The 22715-nt window shown below is 74.0% G+C and carries 16 protein-coding genes; 9 read left to right on the forward strand and 7 right to left on the reverse strand.

The features are described 5' to 3' along the window. The first annotated feature begins 5 nt into the window (after positions 1-5). The 4 genes from AC3CCI_RS08385 to AC3CCI_RS08400 are packed head-to-tail and all read left to right on the forward strand — an operon-like array spanning position 6 to position 2642. Positions 6-230: an acyl carrier protein gene (locus AC3CCI_RS08385; RefSeq protein ID WP_354595260.1), complete on the forward strand. Its 225-nt coding sequence runs from the start codon at positions 6-8 to the stop codon at positions 228-230. Continuing rightward, positions 227-985, forward strand: a complete 759-nt coding sequence (locus tag AC3CCI_RS08390) for an SDR family NAD(P)-dependent oxidoreductase (protein ID WP_488626846.1) — start codon at positions 227-229, stop codon at positions 983-985. The genes AC3CCI_RS08385 and AC3CCI_RS08390 overlap by 4 nt, the downstream gene beginning before the upstream one ends. After that, positions 982-1620: an acetyltransferase gene (locus tag AC3CCI_RS08395; protein ID WP_488626847.1), complete on the forward strand. Its 639-nt coding sequence runs from the start codon at positions 982-984 to the stop codon at positions 1618-1620. Before AC3CCI_RS08390 ends, AC3CCI_RS08395 begins: the two co-directional genes overlap by 4 nt. Beyond that, positions 1617-2642 (forward strand): 3-oxoacyl-ACP synthase III family protein, encoded by a 1026-nt coding sequence (locus AC3CCI_RS08400; RefSeq protein ID WP_488626848.1) that lies wholly within the window; start codon positions 1617-1619, stop codon positions 2640-2642. The genes AC3CCI_RS08395 and AC3CCI_RS08400 overlap by 4 nt, the downstream gene beginning before the upstream one ends. Positions 2643-2663: 21 nt before the next feature. On the opposite strand, the gene AC3CCI_RS08405 is transcribed toward AC3CCI_RS08400, so the two are convergent. After that, a complete protein-coding gene (locus tag AC3CCI_RS08405; RefSeq protein WP_488626849.1) occupies positions 2664-4088 on the reverse strand; it encodes a tyrosine-protein kinase domain-containing protein in 1425 nt (474 codons plus the stop codon). Between the two features lie 155 nt (positions 4089-4243). On the opposite strand from AC3CCI_RS08405, the gene AC3CCI_RS08410 reads away from it, so the two are divergent. The 4 genes from AC3CCI_RS08410 (at position 4244) to AC3CCI_RS08425 (ending at position 9462) form a co-directional block, all read left to right on the forward strand. Continuing rightward, the gene (locus AC3CCI_RS08410) at positions 4244-5527 is read left to right on the forward strand and encodes a glycosyltransferase family 4 protein (RefSeq protein ID WP_488626850.1); all 1284 of its coding nucleotides are present in this window, start codon (positions 4244-4246) and stop codon (positions 5525-5527) included. Positions 5528-5626: 99 nt separating this feature from the next. After that, the gene (locus AC3CCI_RS08415; protein WP_488626851.1) at positions 5627-6805 is read left to right on the forward strand and encodes a DegT/DnrJ/EryC1/StrS family aminotransferase; all 1179 of its coding nucleotides are present in this window, start codon (positions 5627-5629) and stop codon (positions 6803-6805) included. 91 nt (positions 6806-6896) lie between these two features. Continuing rightward, complete coding sequence (locus tag AC3CCI_RS08420; RefSeq protein ID WP_488626852.1) at positions 6897-8132, forward strand: hypothetical protein; 1236 nt, start codon at positions 6897-6899, stop codon at positions 8130-8132. Next, positions 8125-9462: an O-antigen ligase family protein gene (locus AC3CCI_RS08425; RefSeq protein WP_488626853.1), complete on the forward strand. Its 1338-nt coding sequence runs from the start codon at positions 8125-8127 to the stop codon at positions 9460-9462. Before AC3CCI_RS08420 ends, AC3CCI_RS08425 begins: the two co-directional genes overlap by 8 nt. Before the next feature lie 516 nt (positions 9463-9978). On the opposite strand, the gene AC3CCI_RS08430 is transcribed toward AC3CCI_RS08425, so the two are convergent. From AC3CCI_RS08430 to acs, 3 genes are all read right to left on the reverse strand, one after another. Then, on the reverse strand, positions 9979-11484 hold the full coding sequence (locus tag AC3CCI_RS08430; protein ID WP_488626854.1) for a tyrosine-protein kinase domain-containing protein: 1506 nt from the start codon (positions 11482-11484) through the stop codon (positions 9979-9981). 137 nt (positions 11485-11621) lie between these two features. Further along, the gene (locus AC3CCI_RS08435; RefSeq protein ID WP_488626855.1) at positions 11622-13493 is read right to left on the reverse strand and encodes a polysaccharide biosynthesis protein; all 1872 of its coding nucleotides are present in this window, start codon (positions 13491-13493) and stop codon (positions 11622-11624) included. 94 nt (positions 13494-13587) lie between these two features. Then, positions 13588-15648 (reverse strand): acetate--CoA ligase, encoded by a 2061-nt coding sequence (gene acs / locus AC3CCI_RS08440; protein WP_488626856.1) that lies wholly within the window; start codon positions 15646-15648, stop codon positions 13588-13590. Between the two features lie 177 nt (positions 15649-15825). Between acs and AC3CCI_RS08445 the strand changes: the two genes are divergently transcribed. After that, the gene (locus tag AC3CCI_RS08445; protein ID WP_488626857.1) at positions 15826-18315 is read left to right on the forward strand and encodes a S8 family serine peptidase; all 2490 of its coding nucleotides are present in this window, start codon (positions 15826-15828) and stop codon (positions 18313-18315) included. 30 nt (positions 18316-18345) lie between these two features. Here the strand turns inward: AC3CCI_RS08445 and AC3CCI_RS08450 are convergent, their stop codons facing one another. The 3 genes from AC3CCI_RS08450 to AC3CCI_RS08460 form a co-directional block, all read right to left on the reverse strand. Then, positions 18346-21183, reverse strand: a complete 2838-nt coding sequence (locus AC3CCI_RS08450) for an FtsX-like permease family protein (protein WP_488626858.1) — start codon at positions 21181-21183, stop codon at positions 18346-18348. A gap of 62 nt (positions 21184-21245) precedes the next feature. Then, the gene (locus AC3CCI_RS08455; protein ID WP_488628675.1) at positions 21246-21947 is read right to left on the reverse strand and encodes an ABC transporter ATP-binding protein; all 702 of its coding nucleotides are present in this window, start codon (positions 21945-21947) and stop codon (positions 21246-21248) included. A 23-nt stretch (positions 21948-21970) separates the two neighbouring features. Continuing rightward, entirely contained in the window at positions 21971-22666 is a 696-nt protein-coding gene (locus AC3CCI_RS08460; protein ID WP_488626859.1) for a PadR family transcriptional regulator, read from the reverse strand. Positions 22667-22715 lie beyond the last annotated feature (49 nt).

Genomic DNA, 22715 nt, shown 5'->3' on the forward strand with positions numbered 1-22715 from the left:
CAACCGTGAACACCGCAGAATTCCTCTCCCTCGCCGAAGAGCTCGTCGAGGCCGAACCGTCGTCCCTGACGCTCGCCGACGACCTCGAGTCCGTCGGCTGGGACTCCCTCTCGAACGTCGAGTTCATCGCCCAGGTCGATGCGACGTGCGGCATCACGATCGACGCGCAGCGGCTGGCCGACTGCGTCACCCTGGGTGACGTCGCCGGGCTCGCCGTCTCGTCGTCGTGAGCACCGTGGACGACGGGTCGCGGCCCGTCGTGCTCGTGACCGGGGCGTCGTCCGGCATCGGCCGGGCCACGGCCGTCGCGTTGGGCGAGCGGGGCCTCACGGTCGCGCTGGCCGGGCGAGACGAGGCCCGGCTCGCCGAGACCCTGGCCTCGTTGCCGGGCGAGGGGCACCGGTCGTTCGTCGCCGACCTCACCGACCCGACGGCCTGTGCGGGTCTGGTCGACTCCGTGGTCGACGCGTTCGGGCCGCTGCACGGACTCGCGCACTGCGCCGGCGTGCAGACCGTCCAGCCGGTCCGCGGCTCCACCACGTCGGTCGTCGACGGCATGCTGTCGGTCAACGTCACCTCGGCGTTGCAGCTCGTTCGCGCGTTCCGGCGCCGTGGCTGTCGCGCCGAGCGCGCCTCCGTGGTCCTGGTGTCGTCGGTGCTCGGGCTCGTGGGGCAACCGGGGGCCGCTGCGTACTCGGCCTCGAAGGGCGCCCTGATCTCGATGACGAAGTCGCTCGCGCTCGAGCTCGCCCGCGAGGGCATCCGGGTCAACTGCGTCTGCCCGGGCACGGTCGTCACGCCCATGCTCCACGACCTGGCTCGCACCATCGGCGACGACGGGGTGCAGAAGGTCGCCGAGGCACACCCCCTCGGCATCGGCCGTGCGTCCGACGTGGCCGCCTCGATCCGGTTCCTCCTGTCCGACGACGCCCGTTGGGTCACCGGTTCGGCGCTCGTCGTCGACGGCGGGTACACGGCCCGATGAGCGGCACGAGCCGCGTCGTCCTCGTCGGCGCCGGTGGGGCCGGCCGCGAGGTCCGGGCCGTCATCGACACGAGCCCCGCCTGGGTCTCGGCCCACGGCGTCGACCGCATCGTCTTCGTCGACGACGGTGCGACCGGGCCCGACGTCGTCTCGAGCGTCGCCGACTACGTGCCCGCCGAGGGCGACCTCGTGCTCTGCACGGTCGGTGATCCATCCACGCGTCGCCGCCTGACCGATCGGCTGGCGCTCTCCGGATGCCGCTTCGGTTCGTTCGTCCACGACCGCGCGGTCCTCTGCGACGGAGCCTCGGTGGGCGAGGGCACGATCGTCTATCCGAACGCCGTCATCTCGACCGACGTCGAGGTCGGGGCCCATTGCTTCGTCAACACCGCGGCGGTGATCGGCCACGACGTCGTCGTCGGCGACCACGTGACCGTCTCGGGTGCCGCCCAGCTGCTGGGTGGTGCGGCCGTCGGCGACGGCGTGTTCGTCGGCCCGGCAGCCACCGTCCTGCCCCGCGCGCGGGTCGGCGCGGACTCGACGGTCGGTGCCGGCAGCGTCGTCCTGCGACGCGTCCGGCCTGGAACCACCGTCTTCGGCAACCCCGCCGTCGTCATCTCGAAGAAGGACTCATGAACCCGAACGCAACCCGCCACGCGGCCCTCACGGCGGTCGCCACCCACCTGCCCGCCCGCGTGGTCACCAACGACGAGCTCGAGGCCGAGTTCGCCCCTGCCGGTGTCGCCAAGATCGCCGCCAAGACCGGCATCGACCGTCGGCACGTGGTCGGCGAGGGCGAGACGACAGCCGACCTCGCCGTGGCGGCGGCCGAAGAACTGTTCCGTCGCCACGGCGTCGACCGCCGCGAGGTGGACTTCGTGCTGCTCTGCACGCAGAGCCCCGACCACGCCATGCCGACGACCTCGTGCCTCGTGCAGGCACGTCTCGGTCTCCGCACCGACATCGGCGCCCTCGACCTCGGCATGGGGTGTTCCGGCTACGTGTACGGACTCGGCATGGCCAAGGCCCTCGTCGAGTCGGGTCGGGCGAACACCGTCCTGCTCCTCACGGCCGACACCCTGTCGCGCTACGTCAACCCGGCAGACAGGCAGCTGCGCGTCATCTTCGGCGACGGCGCGGCCGCGAGCCTCGTGACGGCCACGGCCGACGAGCCCTCCCTGCGCGGTCTGTCGTACGGAACCGACGGCTCGGGCGCCCCGCACCTGATCGTCCCCCACGGCGGTCTGGCCGACGGCGCCGTCCTGTCGCCGAAGTCGACAGCCGAGGCCCGTGGTCTCGTCTCGAACGGCTACGACATGTACATGGACGGGGCGGAGGTGTTCACCTTCTCGTTGCGCGTCGTGCCCGAGATCGTCGAGGAGGCGCTGCGGCGTTCCGGTGTCGACCTCGGCGACATCGACGCGTTCGTGTTCCACCAGGCGAACGCGTTCATGCTCGAGACCCTGCGCAAGAAGCTCGGCATCGCGCCCGAGCGCTTCGTCGTCGAGATGCGCGACTGCGGCAACACGACGTCGTCGTCGATCCCGATCGCGCTCGACGCCGCTCTCGCGTCGGGTCAGCTGCGCCCGGGCATGACGGCGATGTTCGTCGGTTTCGGTGTCGGGTTGTCCTGGGGCGCGGTCGTCGTCGACCTCTGACCCGCCCCCGCGTGCCTGTGCTCAGGCCCGGGCTCGGGCCCGGGCGCGGGCTCGTCGTCGGGGGGAGGTCTCGACCGTCGGGATGGCGTCCGCGGCGTGGGCGCGGCCCGTCTCGTAGGCCCCGGCGTCCTTCGACGGCTGCATCGTGAGCACGACGCCGAGCACCCGGGACCCGATCTGGTGGAGCGTTCCGACCGCGTCGGCGAGCTGGGTCTTGCGGGTCCGGGCCGTCGCGGCCACGACGAGGGTGCCGTCGGTGAGCCGACTCAGCACCGCGGCGTCGGTCACCGGCAGCAGCGGTGGCGCGTCGAGGACGACGTAGTCGTACCGGCCTCGCAGGTGGTCCAGCAGCGCGTCCATGCTCGTCGAACCCAGCAGCTCGCTGCTGTTCGGGGGGATGCGTCCCGCCGGGACGACGTCGAGCGGCAGTCCGCCCCACGGCTGGGCGACGTCGTCGAGGTCGGCCCGACCGACCAGGACGTCGGACAGCCCGACCGCGCCCTCGAGGCCCATCACCGCGGCGATGCGCGGTCGGCGCAGGTCGGCGTCGACGAGGGCCACCCGGGCACCGGTCTCGGCGAAGGCCACCGCGAGGTTCGCCGACGTCGTCGTCTTGCCCTCACCCGGCATCGCCGAGGACACCCCGATCACGTGGGCGGGCCGTCCCGTGCCGACGAACTGGATGCTGGTCCTCAGGGCACGGTACGCCTCGGCCTTGGCCCCTCGGGGCTCGACCCGGACGGTCAGGGGTCGGGTGGAGGCGCTCGCGTCGTGCAGGATCGTCCCCAGCACGGGGCAGTCGACGGTCTCGTCGATGCTGCGTCGCCCACGCACCTTCGTGTCGAGCAGTCGACGCAGGTAGACGGCCCCGTAGCCGAGCAGGCCGCCGAGCGCGACGCCGAGCCCGAGGTTCTCGATCGGGCGGGGCGACACGGGTGACCCGGCTTCGGTCGCGGGTTCGAGGACCTCGATGCCGACCAGGCTGGGCTGCCCGTCGGGCGCTGGATCGAGCTTCGTCGTCGCGAACCGTCGGAGGCTCGCCGCGGCGGCGTCCGCCGTGGCGGACGCCCGGCCCGCGTCCGTGTCGCGCACCGAGATGGTCAGGGTGACGCTGGTCGTGCCCGTCGTCACCGTCATGGCCCGTGCCAGTTCGGCGGCCGTGCAGTCGAGGCCCAGTTCGCGGATGACGGGATCGAGCACTCGCGAACTCGTCGCGACCTCGGCGTAGCCCTTGGCCTTGTGCTGGGCTGCAGTGCTGCCCTGGGCCACGTCTTGCGCGGTGGCGGTCGTCGCCCCGGACACCGACACGAAGAGCTCGGTGCTCGACTGGAACACCCGCGGCGCCGACACCGTGATCGCGGTGGCGACGGTGACGCCGGCGAGTGTCGTCGCGAGGACGATCCACCACGCACTGCGCAGCAGGAGCAAATGGTCGTGGAGCTTCACGGGTTCCGTCCGTTCGGATCGATCGGCAGAGGGCGTCCACCAGGTCGACCATAAAAATACGTCCATGTGACATGTTGCACAACCTGCTCGGACCGGCATAATGGATATGTCAAGTATCCCTCACGACGCACCTCGCGTCGACCCGAGAGGCCTCCATGCGCATCGTCTACCTGCACCAGTACTTCCTCACCCCCGAGCAGAGCGGCGGCATCCGGTCCTACCAGTTCGCCCGTGCGCTGACGGCCAGGGGGCACGACGTGCACGTCGTCACGGCGACGCCCCCGACGGCCTCGTGCGTGGACCCCGGCGCGAGTCCCCGGGCCGATCGTGGGCGGTTCTCGACCGAGGTCGTCGACGGGATCACCGTGCACCGCCTGCCCGTCCCGTACGACAACGGCATGGGTGACCTGCGGCGCATGGCCGCCTTCTGCTCGTTCGCCCTGCGGGCCGTGGGGCGTGCGCGCGGTCTCGGCGGCGACGTCGTCGTCGCGACGAGCACCCCGCTGACGATCGCGCTCCCGGGCATCGGGGCGACGATCGGCCGCCGGACCCCGATGGTGTTCGAGGTGCGGGACGTGTGGCCGGAGGTCCCGATCGCCCTCGGTTCGTTGCGCAACCCGGTGCTGCGCTTCGCCGCACGCACCCTCGAACGCCTCGCCTACCTCGCGTCGTCGACGGTCGTCGCGCTGTCCCCCGGCATGGCCGACTCGGTCGTCGCGACCGGTCATCCACGCGAGCGCACCGAGATCGTGACGAACATCAGCGACCTCGAGCGCTTCGACCCGTCTCGCGCCGACGCCGAGGCGTTCCTGTCGCGCCACCCGCGCCTCCGGGGGCGTCGTCTCGCCGTGTACTCGGGCACGTTCGGTCGCGCCAACGGCCTGGTCCACCTCGTCGAGGTCGCCCGTCACCTGCGCGAGCTGGGAAGTGACCTCTGCATCGTCCTCCTCGGCTCAGGAGCCGAGAAGGCCCGGGTGCGCGCCCGTGCCGCCGAGCTCGGCGTGCTGGACGACGAGCTCGTCGTGCTCGACCCCGTCGCGAAGGCCGACCTGCCCGACGTCCTGGCGGCGGCCACCGTGGCGCTCAGCAGCTTCGTCGACGTGCCGGCCCTCGAGAGCAACAGTGCCAACAAGTACTTCGACGCGCTCGCCGCCCACAGGCCGGTGGTCGTGAACCACGGCGGGTGGCAGGCCGACGCGCTCGCCGAGACGGGGGCGGGCATCCGCATCGCGCGGGACCCGGCACGCGCCGCCCGCGAGCTGGCGGCCTTCGTCGACGACGCCGACGCCGTCGCCAGGGCCTCGGTCGCCGCTGGTCGCCTGGCGGCCGAGCGCCACTCGCTCGAGCTGCTGTCCGAGAAGTTCTGCGACATCGTCGAACGTGACGGCGTGGAGGCCCGGGCGTCCCGTGGCAGGCGCCGCCAGGCCTTGCGAAACTGAGATTGACTACGTAGAATATCACCCGCTGCTCCAGCCTCAGGCCACGGAGCGCATCCGGCTCGACCCGACCGGGTGCTCGACCCCACCGAGAGGTCTGCCATGCCCGTCGACGTCCGTCACGCGCCCGCCCCCGCGTGCCTCCGCCCGGTCTCCGTCCCCCTCTCGGCACCCGACATCGGCGAGGCCGAGAACGCCGCCGTGGCCCGAGCCCTCCGGTCGGGCTGGGTGGCGCCCCTCGGCCCCGAGGTCGACGCCTTCGAGGCGCAGATCGCCGCCCGGACCGGCCGCGCGCACGGGGTGGCCCTCTCGTCGGGCACCGCCGCCCTGCACCTGGGGCTGCTCGGCATCGGGGTGGGCCAGGGCACCGTGGTGGTGACCTCGACGTTCACCTTCGCCGCCACCGCCAACGCCGTCACCTACACGGGGGCCGAGCCCTGGTTCGTCGACTGCTGCCCTGCCACGGGCAACCTCTGCCCCGAACTGCTGGAGGAATCCCTCGCGCAGCTGGCCGCCGCGGGACGACGCGTCTCGGCCGTGCTGCCCGTCGACATCTACGGCAAGGTCGCCGACCTGCGCCGCATCGGCGAGGTCGCCGACCGGTACGGCGTGCCCGTGCTGTGCGACAGCGCGGAGTCGCTCGGGGCCCGGCTCGACGGCCGTGCGGCCGGGTCCTTCGGCGCGGCCGCCGCGATCTCGTTCAACGGGAACAAGATCATGACCACCTCGGGCGGTGGCATGCTCGTCACCGACGACGAACGACTCGCGACGACGGCCCGCCGCGTCGCGAGCCAGGCCCGGCAGCCCGTACGGCACTACGAACACACCGAGATCGGCTTCAACTACCGCTTGAGCAACGTGCTCGCCGCCCTGGGCCGGGCCCAGCTCGCCCGCCTCGACGACATGATGGCGAGACGTCGTGAGATCCGCGACGACTACCGACGCCTCACCGCCGGTCGCGATTCCGTGGCGGTCTTCCAGGGCGCCGACGATCGCGACGACAACTGTTGGCTCAGCTCGTTGCTCTTCGCCGACCCCGCCGCGGTGCGCATCGTGACCGACCGCCTCGCCGAGGCCGCGATCGAGACCCGGCCGCTGTGGAAGCCCCTGCATCGTCAGCCGGTGTTCGCCGACCTCGGTCGCACCGTCACCGGTTCCGCCGACGACCTGTTCGCCCGTGGGCTCACCCTGCCCAGTGGCTCCGGACTCGGCGCGGACGACCGGGAGCGCGTGCTGGACGTGCTGACGAGAGCGCTCGACGAGGTCGACGGCCGTGCGTGAGGCCGGGCGGCTGGTGGACGACGGCGCGCGACCTCCCCGAGCGCGCCTCCCGATCGTCGGCGGAGGGGCGACGACCAGGCTGCCCCGCCGCGTGGCCTCCGTGGTCGCTCCCTTCGCCTCCGTGCTGACCTTGCAGGCCACCCAGCTGGTCGCCGTCGCCGCCGCGTTCGCGACCAATCTGGCGGCCTCGGCATCGCTCGTGCCCTCGGGACGCGGAGCCCTGGCGCTCTGGGTGCAGATCGGCTACTTCGCCACGACGGCTGCCGTGCTCGGCGTCGAGCGGCCCTTCGTGTCGATGCGGCAGGGGGCCACCCGGCAGCCCCTGCGCGAACTGGCCTGGCTGACCCGCCCCGGGGTCGTCGTCGCCGCCCTGCCGATGATCGGCGGTGGTGTCGCGGCCTGCCTCGGGCACCGTGAGCTCGTCGTCGTGGGGGTGGTGACGAGCGTGTTCGTCGCGGGCAACCTGCTCGCCCGACTCGTCCGCACGGCCTTCATCACCGGTGCGAGGGCTCGGGCCTACTGGGCGGCGACGCTCGTGTCGCAGGTCGGGCTGGTGACGTGTGCCCTGGCCTTCGTGCTGGTCGGCGTCGACAGCCCGGTCGTGTGGCTGGTGTCGTACGCCCTGTCGACCGCGCCCTTCGTCGTCGTGGTCTGTCACGCCGTGCGGTCCTCCCGTCGTGCCGAAGGCGACGCCGGCCGGCTCGACGTCGGTCCGCTCGCCGAGGTCCGGCGGTCGGGCCTCGCCCTGCTGCCGGCCTCGTTCGGCAACACGGCCCTGCTGCGTGCCGACCGCCTCCTGCTGCCCGTGCTCGCGGGGACCGCCGCGCTCGGCGCCTACGTCACCATCGCGTCCGTCGTCGAGGCGGCGTCGTGGCCGGTGCAGAACTGGGTCGACTCCAGGCTCGGGGAGTGGCGCCGTCAGGTCGAGGTGACGGGCCGGGTGGCGCGAGGTCCGGTCGCGGCCCTGGCGGCGGTGGCCGCCGTCCTGTCCGTCTCGGCCGGTGGCGTCGGCGTCCTCGTGGTCGTCACCCTGCTGAGCGACGCCTACCGGTCCTCCCTCGCGCTGGTGCCCGCGCTCACCGTGGCGTCGTTCGCCTACTCGCTCAGCCGCATCTGGCAGGGCGTCCTCGTGGCGCACGGTCGGCATGCGGGGGTGTCCGTGATCGAGACGGTCGGAGCCGTCGTCACCGTCGTGCTCTGTGTGGTGCTCATCCCGGGCTCCGGCGCGCAGGGCGCTGCCTGGGCGTCGGCCGTCGGCTACGGCGTCTGCCTGGCGCTCTGCGGGCTGGTGCCCGTCGTGACCGATCGGTGGGCCGGTCGTGCCTGACGTCGTCCCCACCCGCCGACGCTCCGGGAGGCAGGAGGCGCGGGCCGGCAACCCGGCGCGCCTCGCCCTGGTCGTCCTGTTCGTCGGCCTCGTCGCCGGCCGGTTCGGCCTCGGGGGTCTCGTCCCCGGGTTCCCCTCGCTCGACGTGCGGGTGCTCGCGACCGTCGCGGCCGGGCTGTCGCTGGTGCCCCTGGCCGGACGACCGCCGGTGCGGTACGCCCCGGCGGCACGCGGCCTCGCGACCGCCCTGGTGGTGCTCTTCGCCTGGCTCGCCCTCTCGGCGGTCTGGGCGCCGTGGGGCGCCGAGCTCGCGCCTCCCCTGCTCGACCTGTCGTTCCTGGCCGCCTTCGTGGTGATGACCGCCATCGTGACGACGCACCTCGCGGTGGCCGACCTGCGCTGGTTGTGGGGCGCCGTCGTCGTCATCGCCGCCGTCTACCTCGCCGCGGCCGTCGGGGCAGGCCCGGGCGTCCAAGGCCGCTACTCGGCCTTCGGCGGTGGGCCGAACGTGTTCGTCCGCGTCATGGGACTCGGTGCCGTCGGAGTGCTCTACGCCTACTTGCGCAGCCGCAGTCTGTGGCTGCTGCTCGGACTGCCCCCGTTCGTCGTCGGGGCCCTGCTGTCGGGCTCTCGCGGAGGCATGCTCGCCGGGTTGGTCATCGCCGTGGTCGGCGTCGTGCCCGTCATGCGTCGCATCGGCCCGAACCGGACCGGCCAGGTGCTCGTCACGCTCGGGCTCGCGTGCGTCCCCGTCGGGGTGCTCTTCGGGCCGAGGCTCGGGCCGTTGATCGAGAAGAGGCTGGTCGAACAGACCGTCGAACAGGGCTACAGCAGTGGTCGCGACGTCGTGTCGGCGATCGGGCTCGAGATCTTCGCGCAGCACCCCGTCGCCGGGGTCGGCCTGGGCGGGGTCCCGTTGCTCCTCCGCGAGACGGTGGGACTGTCGCACACCCACAACCTCGTCATCGAGACCGCGAGCACGGGCGGAGCCGTGGCCCTGGTGTTGCTTCTCGTCGTCCTCTCCCGGATCGTCGTCGGGCTCCGCCGGCTCGACCGCCTCGAACCGGGTGTGCTCTGCACGGCCCTCGCCGCCCTGCTCGTCTTCGTCAGCGCCCTCTTCTCGGGTGACCTCTACGATTCGCGACTGATCTGGTTCTTCGCCCTCCTGACGCTCGGTCTGGGGGTGGGGCCCACCCTGCCCTCGCGTGCCTCCCGCGGGCTTCCGCACGCCCGCCTCGTGGTCGGGGCCGAGCCCGCCGTCGACGCCGGCGAGTCCGTCGTGCGCCGGGCCCGACCGGCCGACACCGTGTCCGGCCCGCACCCGTCGTGATCTCGTCCGAGGATCGCTGAACGGGAGAGCTGGCCGTCGGCGAGCCAGCCGCCCGGCACGACCTCGACGGGTCGGAGGCCGAGGCCGAGGCCGCGCCGAGACGGCGGCCGACGAGCGGTCGCGGGCACCCGCGGTGCAGGTGGTACTGCAGGCTCGGATCGATGTCACCGTCACCGGGTTCGAGTGCATCGAGGTGGCCGGTGTCCACGAGGTCGCGGGGAGGCTCCGCACGACGAACCCGCCTTCGCCCCCGACTCGTTCATCGGCATCCACATCGGCATCCGCACCCGCGGTGACACCGCGTCGTGGTGCATCCGCGATCAGCTCTGCCCTGTGCCTTGTGCCCTGTGCCTTGTGCCTTGTGCCTTGTGCCCCTGTGCCCTGTGCCCTGTGTCCGGTGTCCGGTGTCGTGGACCGGGCGCACCCGAAAGACCCCCGCCGACGTGGTCGGTGGGGGTCTCTCGGGTGCGCCCGGTCGTGCACGGGGTGATCGCGGGTCACGACCGCGCGCGGCCGTCAGATGCGGGAGGGGGCCGCGCGTCGCGGCGAGGGGCCGGCGTGACCCGAACGGCGCCCGGCTGCTCGCCCGGCTGCTCGCCCGGCCGAGCGCGCGGATGAGCGCCCGGCTCTGCGTCCGGAACTCGTGTGGGTGCCGGGTGCGGGCTCGGCAGGGTAGGCGTAGGTCTCGTCGTAGGCCCCCGACGTGCTCCGGGGCTGCATCGTGAGGACGACTCCGATCACTCGCGAGCCGATCTGGTCGAGGGTGTCGACCGCGTCGCCGAGTCGTGCCTTCAGCGTGCGGCCCGAGGCGGCGGCGACGAGGGTGCCGTCCGTGAGGCGGCTCAGGACGGCCGCGTCGGTCACCGGCAGGACGGGGGGTGCGTCGAGCAGGACGTAGTCATAGCGGTCGCGCAGCTCGTCGAGCAGCGCCCGCATGCGAACCGATCCCAGCAGTTCGCTGGCGTTCGGCGGGATCTGGCCTGCCGGGACGACGTCGAGGCCGATCCCGCCCCAGGGTTGGGTCACGTCGTCGAGGTCGGCGCGGCCGATCAGGACGTCCGAGAGGCCGGCTGCCCCTTCGAGTCCGAGCGTCGATGCCAGTCGCGGCCGGCGCAGGTCGGCGTCGATCACCGCGACCCGGGCGCCGGTCTCGGCGAAGGCGATGGCGAGGTTGGCCGTGGTCGTCGTCTTGCCCTCGCCGGGCAGGGCCGACGTGACGCCGATGACGCGGGCTGCCTGGCCGACGTTGACGAACTGGATGTTCGTCCTCAAGGTCCGGTAGGCCTCCGCGCGAGGACCTCGCGGATCGAGGTGCACCGTCAGGGGTCGCTTGGGCGCGTCGGCGTCGTGCAGGACCGCTCCGAGCACGGGTCGATCGACGACCTCGGCGATGCTGTGCCGATCACGCACCTTCGTGTCGAGGAGCAACCGGGCCAGGGCCGTGAGATAGCCCACGAGGCCTCCGCCCACGAGGCCGAGGCCGAGGTCGACCGTGGTCCGCGGTGAGACGGGGGCGTGCGAGAGCGACGCGGGTTCGAGCACGTCGACGGCGACGAGGCTCGTCTGCCCGTCGGCCGCGGCGTCGAGACGGGTCGTGACGAATTCTCGAAGGCTCGTGCCGATGGCATCGGCCGTCGCTGCCGCGCGGGAGGCCTCGGTGTCGCGGACCGAGATGGTGAGCGTGGCGCTGTTCGTCCCGGTCGTCACCGTCACCGCATCGGCCAGCTGGGACGTGCTGTAGGGCAGGTGGAGCTCGCGGACGACCGGTTCGAGGACGCGCGACGTCTTCACCACCTCGGCGTAGCTCTTGGCCTTCTGCTGGGCGGCGGTGCTGCCCTGCCCCACGTCCATGGCGGTGTTGGTCGTCGTGCCGCTGACCGAGACGAACAACTGGGTGCTCGAGGCGAACAGCCGGGGGGTGTTCGCCGTCACGACGACGGCGAGGATCGCCCCGAGGGCCGCGGCGGCGACGACGAGCCACCAGGCACGTCGCAGCAGTCGAAGGTGGTCGGTGAGGGTCATGGTCGAAGTTCTTCCGTTCGGGTCGGGGCGTGCCGGGATGGTCAACCCACGTGACCACTAAAATACAGAAACATGAAATGTTGCGCAAGCCTCACGTTGAGGGGTTGGGAGTGACGGCCCGTGCCGGGCGACCGGTCTCAGACCGTGTCGAGGCGGGCGATCGGGGGATCGCTCGTGAGTGAGCGCACGTCGAGTTGACAGGCGTCGAGCGCGGGAACCGAGGCGTGCGAGATCGACGGATGGACGGGACGGGCGTCGACCTCGTCGGTGCCGTTGAGTTCTTCGTGCAGCTTCTCGCCGGGTCGGAGCCCGGTGAAGACCACGTCGACGTGGCGGCCTGACAGGGCGATGAGACGGTCGGCGATGTCGAGGATCTTGACCGGCTCGCCCATGTCGAGGATGAGCGCCTCGCCCGGGGCCCCGATCGCCCCGGCTTGGATCACCAGGTGGCACGCCTCGGGGATCGTCATGAAGTACCGAGTCGCGTCGGGGTGGGTGACCGTCACGGGTCGGCCCTGCTCGATCAGGTCGCGGAACAGCGGGACCATGCTGCCCCGGCTGCCGAGCACGTTGCCGAAGCGGACCGACAGGTACCGCCGGCCGGTGGACCGGGCGACGCCGGCCGTGAGCCTCTCGGCGAGGCGTTTCGACCGACCGAGGACGCTCGTGGGGTTGGCCGCCTTGTCGGTCGAGATGTTGACGAAGGTCTGCACGTCGACCGCCTGGGCGGCCTCGAGCACGTTCAGGGTGCCCATGACGTTCGTCTGCCAGGCCTCGGCGGGGTACTGCTCGAGCAGGGGCAGGTGCTTCAGGGCCGCCGCGTGGAAGACGACCTCGGGCCGGCGTGCGCGGAAGACCGCGGTGAGCGCCGCGGCGTCGCGGATGTCGGCGAGCACCACCTCGCGGGAGTCGAGCAGGCCGTGGCCGCTCAGGGTCACCTGGACCGACTGGAGGGCCGTCTCGTCGCGATCGAGCATGACGAGCTCGGCGGGTGCGAAGCGTGACAACTGGCGGCAGAGCTCGCTGCCGATCGAGCCCCCGGCGCCGGTGACGAGCACGCGGCGACCCCGCACGTAGTCGGCGACGGCCTCGACGTCGGTGTCGACGGCTCGTCGGCCGACGAGCTCTTCGGGCGAGACGTCTCGGAGGTCGCCGGGTCGCGATCCGCGCAGCATCTCGTCGACCGACGGAGCGACCAGGACGCGGGCACCGAGGCGTTCGGCTCGCGCGGTGGCGTCACGGATGAACGTCGCGTCGGCCCGGGGGACGGCGAGCACGACGGTCGCGGCCCCGAACCGGCGGAGGGCGCCCGCGAGGGCGTCCCGCCCACCGACGACCCGGAGCCCGGCCAGCCGGGTGCTTCGTCGAGCGGGGTCGTCGTCGAGGAGTGCGACCGGGCGGTAGGGGCTGTCGGGGTCGCTGAGCATCTGCCGGACGAGGTGCTGGCCGAGGGTGCCCGCCCCGTACACGATCGTCGGGGCGGCGTCGTCGCCGGGGCGCAGGCGGCGCTCGGCCCGGCAGCGGAGCAGGTTGCGGATCGCGGCCATGGCGAGTGCGGCGACCGGGAACGCGACGACGGTCAGGGCCGTGGGCCAGGCGGCGGCGCCGCGGAGGACGCCGGGCGCCGTCAGCGGGACGAGGCTGCCCAGTGCCCCGACGACGAGCGCACCGGCGACCAGGCGACGCGCCTCGGGCAGGCTGCCGGACGGGAAGGACGAGCGGTACACGCCGGCCAGTCCGCCCACGGCCACCTGGAGCAGGGCGGCGGTCGCTGCGCCGGAGACGACCGAGGCCCAGGTCTCGGCGGTGGCGATCTCGAGGAGCCCGGCCGTGGCGACCACGGCCACGAACCAGGCGGCCCCGTCGGCCGCGGGCAACAGGAGGCGGGTGGCCGACCGGCTGCGACCGCCGGCCCGGGGGGACACCGCGGCGGCGACCGTCGCGGTGCCGCTCGACACCCCGTCGGGCGTATCGGGAAGCGGGGACGGGGCGGGGACGGATTCGGGCATGGTCACCTCGTGGCAGCTGGGAAGGGCGGACGCTACCAAAAGACTAACATTCTGTACTTCAAGTGACAAGAACTACATGTCACTTGCGCCGTCGTCAGCTCGCCGGGCGGTCCACCGCCTCACGGACGGCCGCGACCCGACCGGGGACCGTCTCGTCCTGCAGGCTCGTCGTGTCGCCGAGGGGGCGACCGTCGACGATGTCGACCAGCAGGCGGCGCATGATCTTGCCCGAGCGGGTCTTGGGCAGGTCGGGCACGACGAGCACGGTCGCGGGCTTGGCGATCGGGCCGATCTGGTCGGCGACGTGGGCTCGCAGGGTGGGGGAGAGCGACCCCGAGAGCGGAGCCCACACCGACGGCTCGGCGGCGTCGCCGGCGTCTCGCACCGCGCCTCCTGCGGGCCGGGTGGCGGGGACCACGAACGCGGCGATCGCCTGACCCGTCCGGTCGTCGGCGACGCCGACCACGGCCGCCTCGGCGACGGCCGGGTGCGCGACGAGGGACGACTCGATCTCGATGGTCGAGAGCCGGTGCCCCGACACGTTGATGACGTCGTCGACGCGGCCCAGCACCCAGATGTCGCCGTCGGCGTCGTACTTCGCGCCGTCGCCCGAGAAGAACCAGCCCTGCCGCCAGTAGGTCGCCCAGTAGCTGTCGCGGTAGCGCTCGGGGTCGCCCCAGACCGTGCGGGCGAGGGCCGGGCCGGTCTGCTGCACGACGAGGTAGCCGCCGCTGCCGTTCGGCACCCGCTCGCCCGCGTCGTCGACCACGGAGGTCGACAGTCCGGGCAGGGCGCGCAGGGACGAGCCGGGCTTCAGGGTGTCGGCGCCGGGCAGCGGAGCCATGACGGCGGCCCCGGTCTCGGACTGCCACCAGGTGTCGACGATCGGGCACTCGCCGCGGCCGAACTGCTCGCGGAACCACACCCAGGCCTCGGGGTTGATCGCCTCGCCGACGGTGCCGAGCAGGCGCAGCGACGACAGGTCGTGGGTGTCGGGCAGCCCCTCGGGGAACCACGACGAGAGCGTGCGCACCAGCGTGGGCGCCGTGTAGTAGGTCGTCACGCCGTAGCGCTCGATGATCTCGAGGTGACGGGCGGGGTGCGGGGTGTCGGGGGTGCCCTCGTAGATGACCTGGGTCAGCCCGTTCGACAGCGGCCCGTAGATCTCGTAGGTGTGGGCGGTGACCCACGCCAGGTCGGCCGTGCACCAGTGGACGTCGTCGGGCTTGGCGTCGAAGACGGCCCAGTGCGTCCAGTTCGCCTGGGTGAGGTAGCCACCGCTCGTGTGCACGAGCCCCTTCGGTCGGCCCGTGGTGCCGCTCGTGTACATGATGAACAGGGGCGTCTCGGCCCCGAAGTGCTCGGGCTCGTCGGTGTCGGGCTGCGGGTCGACGACGTCGTGCCACCACAGGTCGCGGCCGGGCGTCCACGGCACGTCGGGCGTCTGGTCGCCGGTGCGCCGCACGACGAGCACGTGCTCGATCTCGTTCTCGCCCGAGACCGCGTGGTCGGCGTTCGCCTTGACCGGCACGGCCGTCCCGCGGCGGAACTGCCCGTCGGTCGTGACCAGCAGCTTGGCGCGCGTGTCTTCGACCCGGAACTTGAGCGCCTCGCCCGAGAAGCCCCCGAAGACCAGCGAGTGGATGGCGCCGAGGCGGGCGATGGCGAGCGTGACGACGACGGTCTCGGCGATGACGGGCAGGTAGACGACCACCCGGTCGCCCTGACCGACGCCCAGGGAGCGCAGACCGTTCGCCGCCTTGACGACCTCGCGCTGCAGCTGGGCGTAGGTGATGTCGCGCCGGTCGCCGGGCTCGCCCTCGACGTGCAGGGCGACCTTGTCGCCCCGGCCGGCCTCGACGTGGCGGTCGACGCAGTTCACCGCGACGTTGAGCGTGCCGTCGGCGAACCAGGTCGCCTCGGGCACCGTGAGTTCGCCGTCGGGCCCCTCGGTGACGGGTTTCCACGTGTGGGCGACCGTCCAGGGGGTGTGCCAGTCGAGTCGCTGCGAGGCCTCGGCCCAGAAGGCGACCGGGTCGGCGGCGGCCCGGGCGTGCTCGTCGGCGGTGACGTTCGCGTCGCGCGCGAGCGACGGAGGCGCGGCGAACGTCCGTCGCTCGTCGAGCAGGTTCGAGATGGTGTCGCTGGTGGCCATGCCGCCCACGTTACGGGTGTCGTGGCCCGGCGACGGGTGCCGGGGCAACCCTGCGTAACGAGGGGCCCGCTCGACGGCTGGGGAGGAGACGTGTCACCCCGCCCACAGGCCGCGACCTCGTCCACAGGTCGGACGATCGTGACCCCGTCGTGACTCGGCGCCGCCTATCGTGGCCAGGTGACCAGCCCACGCCGACGCCCCTCCGCCCGCCGGTCGATCCGTGCGCTGGTGGGGGTCGCGCTGGCCGGGGTCCTCGTGCTCGCCCCGGTCACGGCCTTCGCCGCCGACGCCGTGCCGTCCGCTCCGACGACGCCCGCGCCGTCCGCGCCGGTGTCGAGTGCGGCTCCGGTCGCCACGTCGCCCACGGCGTCCGCAGCCGTCGCGGTCGGCGCCATGAACTACGTCGTGAACTCGGCGCCCGGCGAGGCGGCGACCGCGGCTGCCGCCGCGGCCGTGGTCGCGGCCGGGGGCACGGTCCTCGCGGCCTGGGACGAGATCGGGGTGGTGACCGCCCGCTCGACCGGGGCCGACTTCGTCGACCGGGTCCGCGCCTCCTCGTCCGTCGAGTCCGCGGGGCCGACCCGCACGGCCGCCGTCCGCGCGACGAACGCCGCCGAGGCGGGCGGCGTGCAGTCGACCGGCCTGGTCGGGCAGGTCGACGACGAGGCCACGCAGGCCGCCGACGTCGCCGACCCCGCCGAGCAGCGGCAGTGGAACGACCAGGCCGTGCACGCCGCCGAGGCCCGGGCCGTCCAGCCCGGCAGCCCGGACGTGCTGGTCGGCGTGCTCGACAGCGGCGTCGACGCCACGCATCCCGACCTCGCCTCGCAGGTCGACCCGACGGCGTCGGTGGGCTGCAGCGTCGACGGCGTGGCCGACACCGACCCCTCCGCCTGGTCGCCGTCGCCCGGGGCGTCGACGAGCACCCGCGAGCACGGCACGCACGTCGCGGGCATCATCGCCGCGGCCGACGACGGTCGCGGGGTGGTCGGCGTCGCACCCGGCGTGCGCCTGGCGAGCGTCAAGGTCGTCGACGCCGACGGCTTCATCTATCCCGAGTACGCGATCTGCGGCTACATGTGGGCGGCGGAGCAGGGCATGGACGTCACGAACGCCAGCTTCTTCGTCGACCCGTGGGCCGCCTGGTGCACGGGCGACTCCGACCAGGCGGCAGCCCTCGAGGCGGTCCGCCGGGCCGTCGCCTGGTCGCAGCACGAGGGCGTGCTCGACGTGGCCGCGGTCGGCAACGCCGCGACCGGGGCCGTCGCCGTCGACCTGGCCCACAAGACGACCGACTCGCTCAGCCCGAACGACTCGACCCCGATCACGGGGCGCGACGTGTCGCGGGGTTGCGTCCAGCTGCCGGCCGAGGCCGAGGGGGTCGTCGCGGTCTCGTCGGCCCAACAGGGCCTCGGTGGCGCGATCGAGAAGTCGCGCTTCTCGAACTACGGCGACGGCGTCGTCGACCTGACGGCCCCCGGGGCCGCGGTCGTCAGCACCGTCCCGGGCGGCGGGTTCGCGGCGCTCAGCGGCACCTCGATGGCGGCCCCGCACGTCGCCGGGGTCGCGGCCCTGCTGGCCTCCGTGCACCGCGATGCCACGCCGGCCGAGCTGGCCGCGCTGCTCGACCGGCAGGCCGGTGGCCAGGTGCCGGCCGAGTACTTCGGGGCCGGGCTCGTCGACGCCTTCGCGGCCGTGACCGAAGACCTCGGGCGGGGTCCGATCGTGGCCGCCCCCGACGGCACCCTGCAGGCCGGGGCCGCCGCCGCGCTGCGCGGGGCCGGTTTCACTCCCGGAGAGACCGTCGAGGTCCGGTCCGCCGCGATGGCCGAGGCGACCCCGGCCGTGGCCGACGCCCGCGGCCGGGTCGAGCTGCCCGTCCGTCTCTCGCCGCAGACCCCGGTCGGCCGGCTCACCCTCGACGCGGTCGGCTCGTCGGGGGCGACCACCACCGTCACCGTCGAGGTGCAGGAGGCGCTGGCCGGCCCGGTGGTCACGTCACCGCTCGCGGGCGCCCGGTCGTCGTCGGGGCAGCCGCTGGTCGTCACCGGCACGGCCCTCGACTCCGCTCTCGTCACCGTCACGGTCGAGCCCGCAGCGGGCACCACCCCGTCCACCCCCGCGACGTCAGCCCCCACGTCGTCAGCCCCCGCGTCGTCGACCGCCGCGTCATCAGCCCCCACCTCGTCAGCGGGAGCGAGCGGCACCACGTCCCTCACGGTCCGGGCCGAGCAGGACGGATCGTTCCGAGCCACGGTCGACGCCCTCGACGCGGGGGAGTGGCAGGTCTCGGCCGTCATGCGGACCGTGGACGACGTCGTGTCGGCGACCGGCCAGGTCGTGCCCTTCGGCGTCGACGCGGCTCAGACTCCGGCACCCGTCCCGGGCGAGGGCGAGGGCGAGGGCGACGGCGGCCTGCCCGCCGGGCCCGGCACGTCCCCGTCCGATCCGGCCGTCGCGCCGGTGGGCGGCGTCACGCCCGTCGTCGAGGACGCGGGTGGCCGGGGTCGCGCGCTGCCCGCCGAGTCGGCCCGCGCCTCCTCGGACTCGCTCGCCTGGACGGGCGCCGAGCCCCGGCCGGTGGCGCTCGCGGCGCTGCTGGTCGTCGCCCTCGGAGTCGTGGGTCTCGTCGCGGGCCGCCGCCCCCGCGAGCTCGCCGACCGCTGAGCGCCGGCTCGCCGGGCCCGCGGTCGCCCCTCAGTCGAGCACGGGCCGCCGCACGAGCGACGCGGGGCGGCGGCTCGTGACGGCACTGCCCGCGGCGACCACGAGCGGCAGGACGACCACCACCACCGCCAGCGCCCACCACGGCGGTGCGAAGGGCAGGTCGGCGGCCCAGACCATCGCCGCCGTGGGCACCAGGCCGAGCGCGGTGCCGAGCGCCGCGCCGAGGCCCACGACGACCACTCCCTGCCAGAACGACATCGCCCGCCGCTGTCGATCGGTGCCGCCGACGGCCTGCATGGTGATCTGGTCGCTCAGGCCCTCGGCCCGGGCCAGCCCCAGGGCGACGGCCGCCGCCGCCGCCGACACGAGGGCGGCGGCCACGAGCGCGACGACCAGCCCGAGGTCGAACGGCGAGCCGTAGGACGAACTCTGCAGCGAGGCTCGTCCGTCGGTCGCCGCGGTGACGTCGGCGCCGACCCTCGTCAGCTCGTCGGTCGTCGGCTGCCGGTCGAGCGTGAGCACGACGGCCTCTTGGTCGAGGGCGAACCCCGCGGCCCGGGCGGTCTCGACGCTCATCACGACGGCTCCGTCGGTGAACGAGGTCGGCCGCTGGACGACGCCCTCGAGCGTCAGGGACCGGGACGGGGTGGAGAGGTCGTGGCCCCGGGCGACCTCGTCCGGCGAGGCCAGGCCGATGGTCACCTGCCCGTCGACGACGAGCGAGGGGTCGAAGGCGACGACCCCGCCCGAGTCGAAGGCCGCACGCGCGGCCGCACTCGGCTCCGCGCCGAGGGCCACCTCGAGGCCACGGTCGTCCGTCACGACGACGTTGTCGTACGACGACCCGCCGAGCGGGAACGTGCAGGCCGGGTCGGCCCGGGTGATCCGCTCGATCTCGCGGCTCGACAGGCCGCTCAGGCGACCGCCGGACGCGTCGCAGCCGTCGGGCACGTGCACGACGGCCCAGGGGGTGACGGCCTCGACCGGCACCGACGAACCGCTCGAGTCGAAGTCGCCCGGCACCGGCGTCAGCCAGGTCACCTCGGAGGCGACCGGCAGCTCACGGGCCACCGCGGCGACGGCGGCCTGGTCGAGGCGTTCGGCCTCGGGGGAGCCGGCGGGCACCCGGAGGTCGGCGGAGAGGTCGTAGGCGACGGCGACCGTGCCGTCGGGGAAGGGCACGTACGTCGAGCGGCTCGACTGCTGCGAGGCCGCCGTCGACATCGAGGCGCCGAACACGGCCACGAAGACGGCCGTGGTCACGGCGGCGACGGCGGGGGCGGTGCGGGCGACGCCGTGGGTCGCGTCGCGCAGGGCCAGGCGGAGCGGCACGGGGGCGTGGGTGGACGACCGGCCGAGCGCGTGCAGCACGGTCGGGACGAGCAGCAGCACCCCGACCAGGGCCGTCACCGCCGCGACCGCGAGGCCCGCGAACCCGGCCCACCACCAGCCAGAGCCGACCGCCACCGAGGTGCTGTACGAGACCCAGCCGGCCCCGAGGCACGCGAGGGTGCCGACGGCCACGAGGGCTCCCGCGACGACCGGTCGTCGGACTCGACGAGGCGCCCTGGGCGCCCCGGGTGCCCGGGGTGCCCGGGTCGCACCGGCGGTCGTGCCGCCCCGCAGCGAGGCCGTCACGTCGACGCGGGCGGCGCGGCGGGCGGGCACGACCGCCGCGATCCACGACACGAGCACGGCGAAGAGGCCGATGCCCGCGACGACGACGCCGGGCACGTGCACGCCCCAGAGGCGGAACGGCCCGAGGTCGACCCCGGACCGGAGGGCGAGTGCGACGGCGGCGATGCCGACGTCGACGCCGACGGCGAGGCCGGTCACGGCCGCGACCACGCCGACCCAGACCCCCTGGCGGGCCACGACGCGCGTCAGCGTGCGCTGGTCGGCGCCCACGGCCGCGAGGACCGCCAGGGTGCGTCGCTGCCGCCGTGCACCGACGCCGAAGGCCGCACCGGCGAGCAGGGCCACCTCTGCCCCGGCGAACACGGCGAAGACGAGGCCCAGGGCGGCGTAGGTGCCGGCGTTGCCGTCCACGTCGCTCATGACGCCCGGGGTGCCGGGCGCGGGCGGGTCGGCGACGACGTCGGCCGACCAGGTGACGTAGCCCGCGCGGCCCAGGGCACGGACCTCCGACCAGTCCACGCCCTGCCCGACCAGGTACTGCTCGGTGGAGGGGTCGCCCGGGTCGGGGGCCCCGGCCGCTGGGGGCGAGAGCGCCTCCGGGGCGAACACCTGCTGCTCGGGGCCGTCCCGCTGCGAGAGCACGCCGACCACGTGGACCTCGACGTCGCGCGGCCCGTCGGTGCCGACGAGGTGGTGCAGCGTGGTCGTCGACCCGACGGTCAGGTCGGCGTCACGGGCGAGGCCCGGCGTGACCAGCACCTCGTCGGCACGCACGGGCGCACGACCCCCGTCGAGTCGGTAGCGGCCGTCGAAGGCCGGGTCGGTGACCGGGCCGAGGACGACGCTGGCCGACGTGGTGCCGACCCGCGTGTAGACCGTGCGCAGCGTGAGGACGCGGTCGACCCCCGGCACGACGTCGTCGACCGGCCGCCAGGCGACGGGGTCGCCCTGGGCCTGGCTCGTCGTCTCGGGGGACTGGCGGGTCTCGGCGCCCGTCCACTGCACCCGCGCCGCCGTCCGCCCGAGGGTCGCCTCGATCTCTTGTGCCGTGGTCGGCTGCGCGCTGGCGACCAGCACGGCCGCGCCCGACGCCCCCGCGACCGGCAGGGCGATCAACAGCACGACCATCACGTACTGTCGCAGGCGCTTGAGCACCTGCCGCCGGGCGACGAGGTCGACGGCGGACGAGGAGGCGCGGCCCGAGCGACCGCGGCCGTCACGCTCGGGCACCGCGGCCCGGGCCTGCTGCGGCGCGGGGCCGTGACCGGGGCACGACCCCTCGCCGCCCGCCGTCACCGCGCCTCCGGAGCCAGCAACGACTCGGGGCCGCGCGGCGCCGACTCGTCGACCAGGCGCCCGTCGCGCAGGAACACGATGCGGTCGGCCCAGGCCGCGTGGCGGGCGTCGTGCGTCACGAGCAGCCCGGCGGCCCCGGCGTCGACGCGCTCGCGCAGCAGGGCCATGACCTCGTCGCCGGTCGTGCTGTCGAGGGCTCCGGTCGGTTCGTCGGCGAGCACCAGGCGCCGACTGCCGACGAGCGCACGGGCGATCGCCACGCGCTGCTGCTCGCCACCGGACAGTTCGGCGGGGAACGCCCGCCCCCGACCGGCGAGGCCGAGGCTCACGAGGGCGTCGTCGGCGGCGCGGCGGGCGGCCTTCGCCCCGATGCCGTCGAGCTCGAGCGGCAGGGCCACGTTCTCGGCCGCCGTGAGGGTGGACACGAGGTTGAACTGCTGAAAGACGATGCCCACCGACCGTCGGCGCACCCGCGCGACCTCGGCGGGGCTCAGGTCGGCCAGCCACGTGCCGTCGACCTGCACGTGGCCGGCGGTCGGCGTGGTCAGCCCGCCGGCGATCGCCAGCAGGGTCGATTTGCCCGACCCCGAGGCGCCCATCACGGCGACGAGCTCGCCCTCGTGCACGGTCAGGCTCACTCCGTCGAGGGCGGTGCGGGCGAGGTCGCCGCTGCCGTGCTCGTGCCGGACGGCGAGCATGGTCAGCACCTCGGCGCGGCCCGTCACGACCGGCCCCGGAGGGTCTCGCCGCGCGCCCGGTCGGACCCGGCCGCGACCCGCGGGGTCGTCGTCGGGCCGGCCGTCGGCGAACCCGGCGTCGCGTCGACCGCCCACTGCCGCTCGGCGAGCGACGCCCGGCGCACGCGCGACTCGACGTGGTCGAGCCAGCGCACCTCGGCCTCGGCCGCGAAGATCATCGAGTCGACGACGAGCTGCCAGGCGAACTCGCCCGGTGCGCCCGGGTCGCCGCCCGCCCGCTTGCCACGGGTCAGGCGTTGCAGCTTCGCCAGGGAGGCGCGGCGCTGGGTCTGCACGAGCGTCACGACGTCGACCCCGGGCAGCGTCGCGGCGAGGGCGAACTTGAGCGGCAGTTCGTCGCGGGTCGCGTCAGGGCTGTCGACCGCCGACGCGAGCCAGCGGGCGACCTCGGCGCGGCCGGCCTCGGTGATGCGCCAGAGCCGGTGCTGGTCGCCCGGCGTGGACCGGTCGCCGGTGGAGGCGCCGTCGGTGGCCGCGCCGTCGGTCGGGTCGTCCCTCTCGACGAGGCCGTCGCGGTCGAGGCGTTCGAGCGTCGAGTAGACCTGGCCGACGTTGAGCGGCCACGTCGACCCGGTGCGTCGGTCGAATTCGCTGCGCAGCTGGTACCCGTAGCCGGGAGCCTGGTCGAGGATCGCCAGCAACCCGAGCCTGACGGTCACGAGGTGGCCACGTCGTCTGGTCGTCCCGCCATGGAGCCCTCCGCTTCTC

The sequence above is a fragment of the Frigoribacterium sp. CF331 genome, from assembly GCF_057787905.1.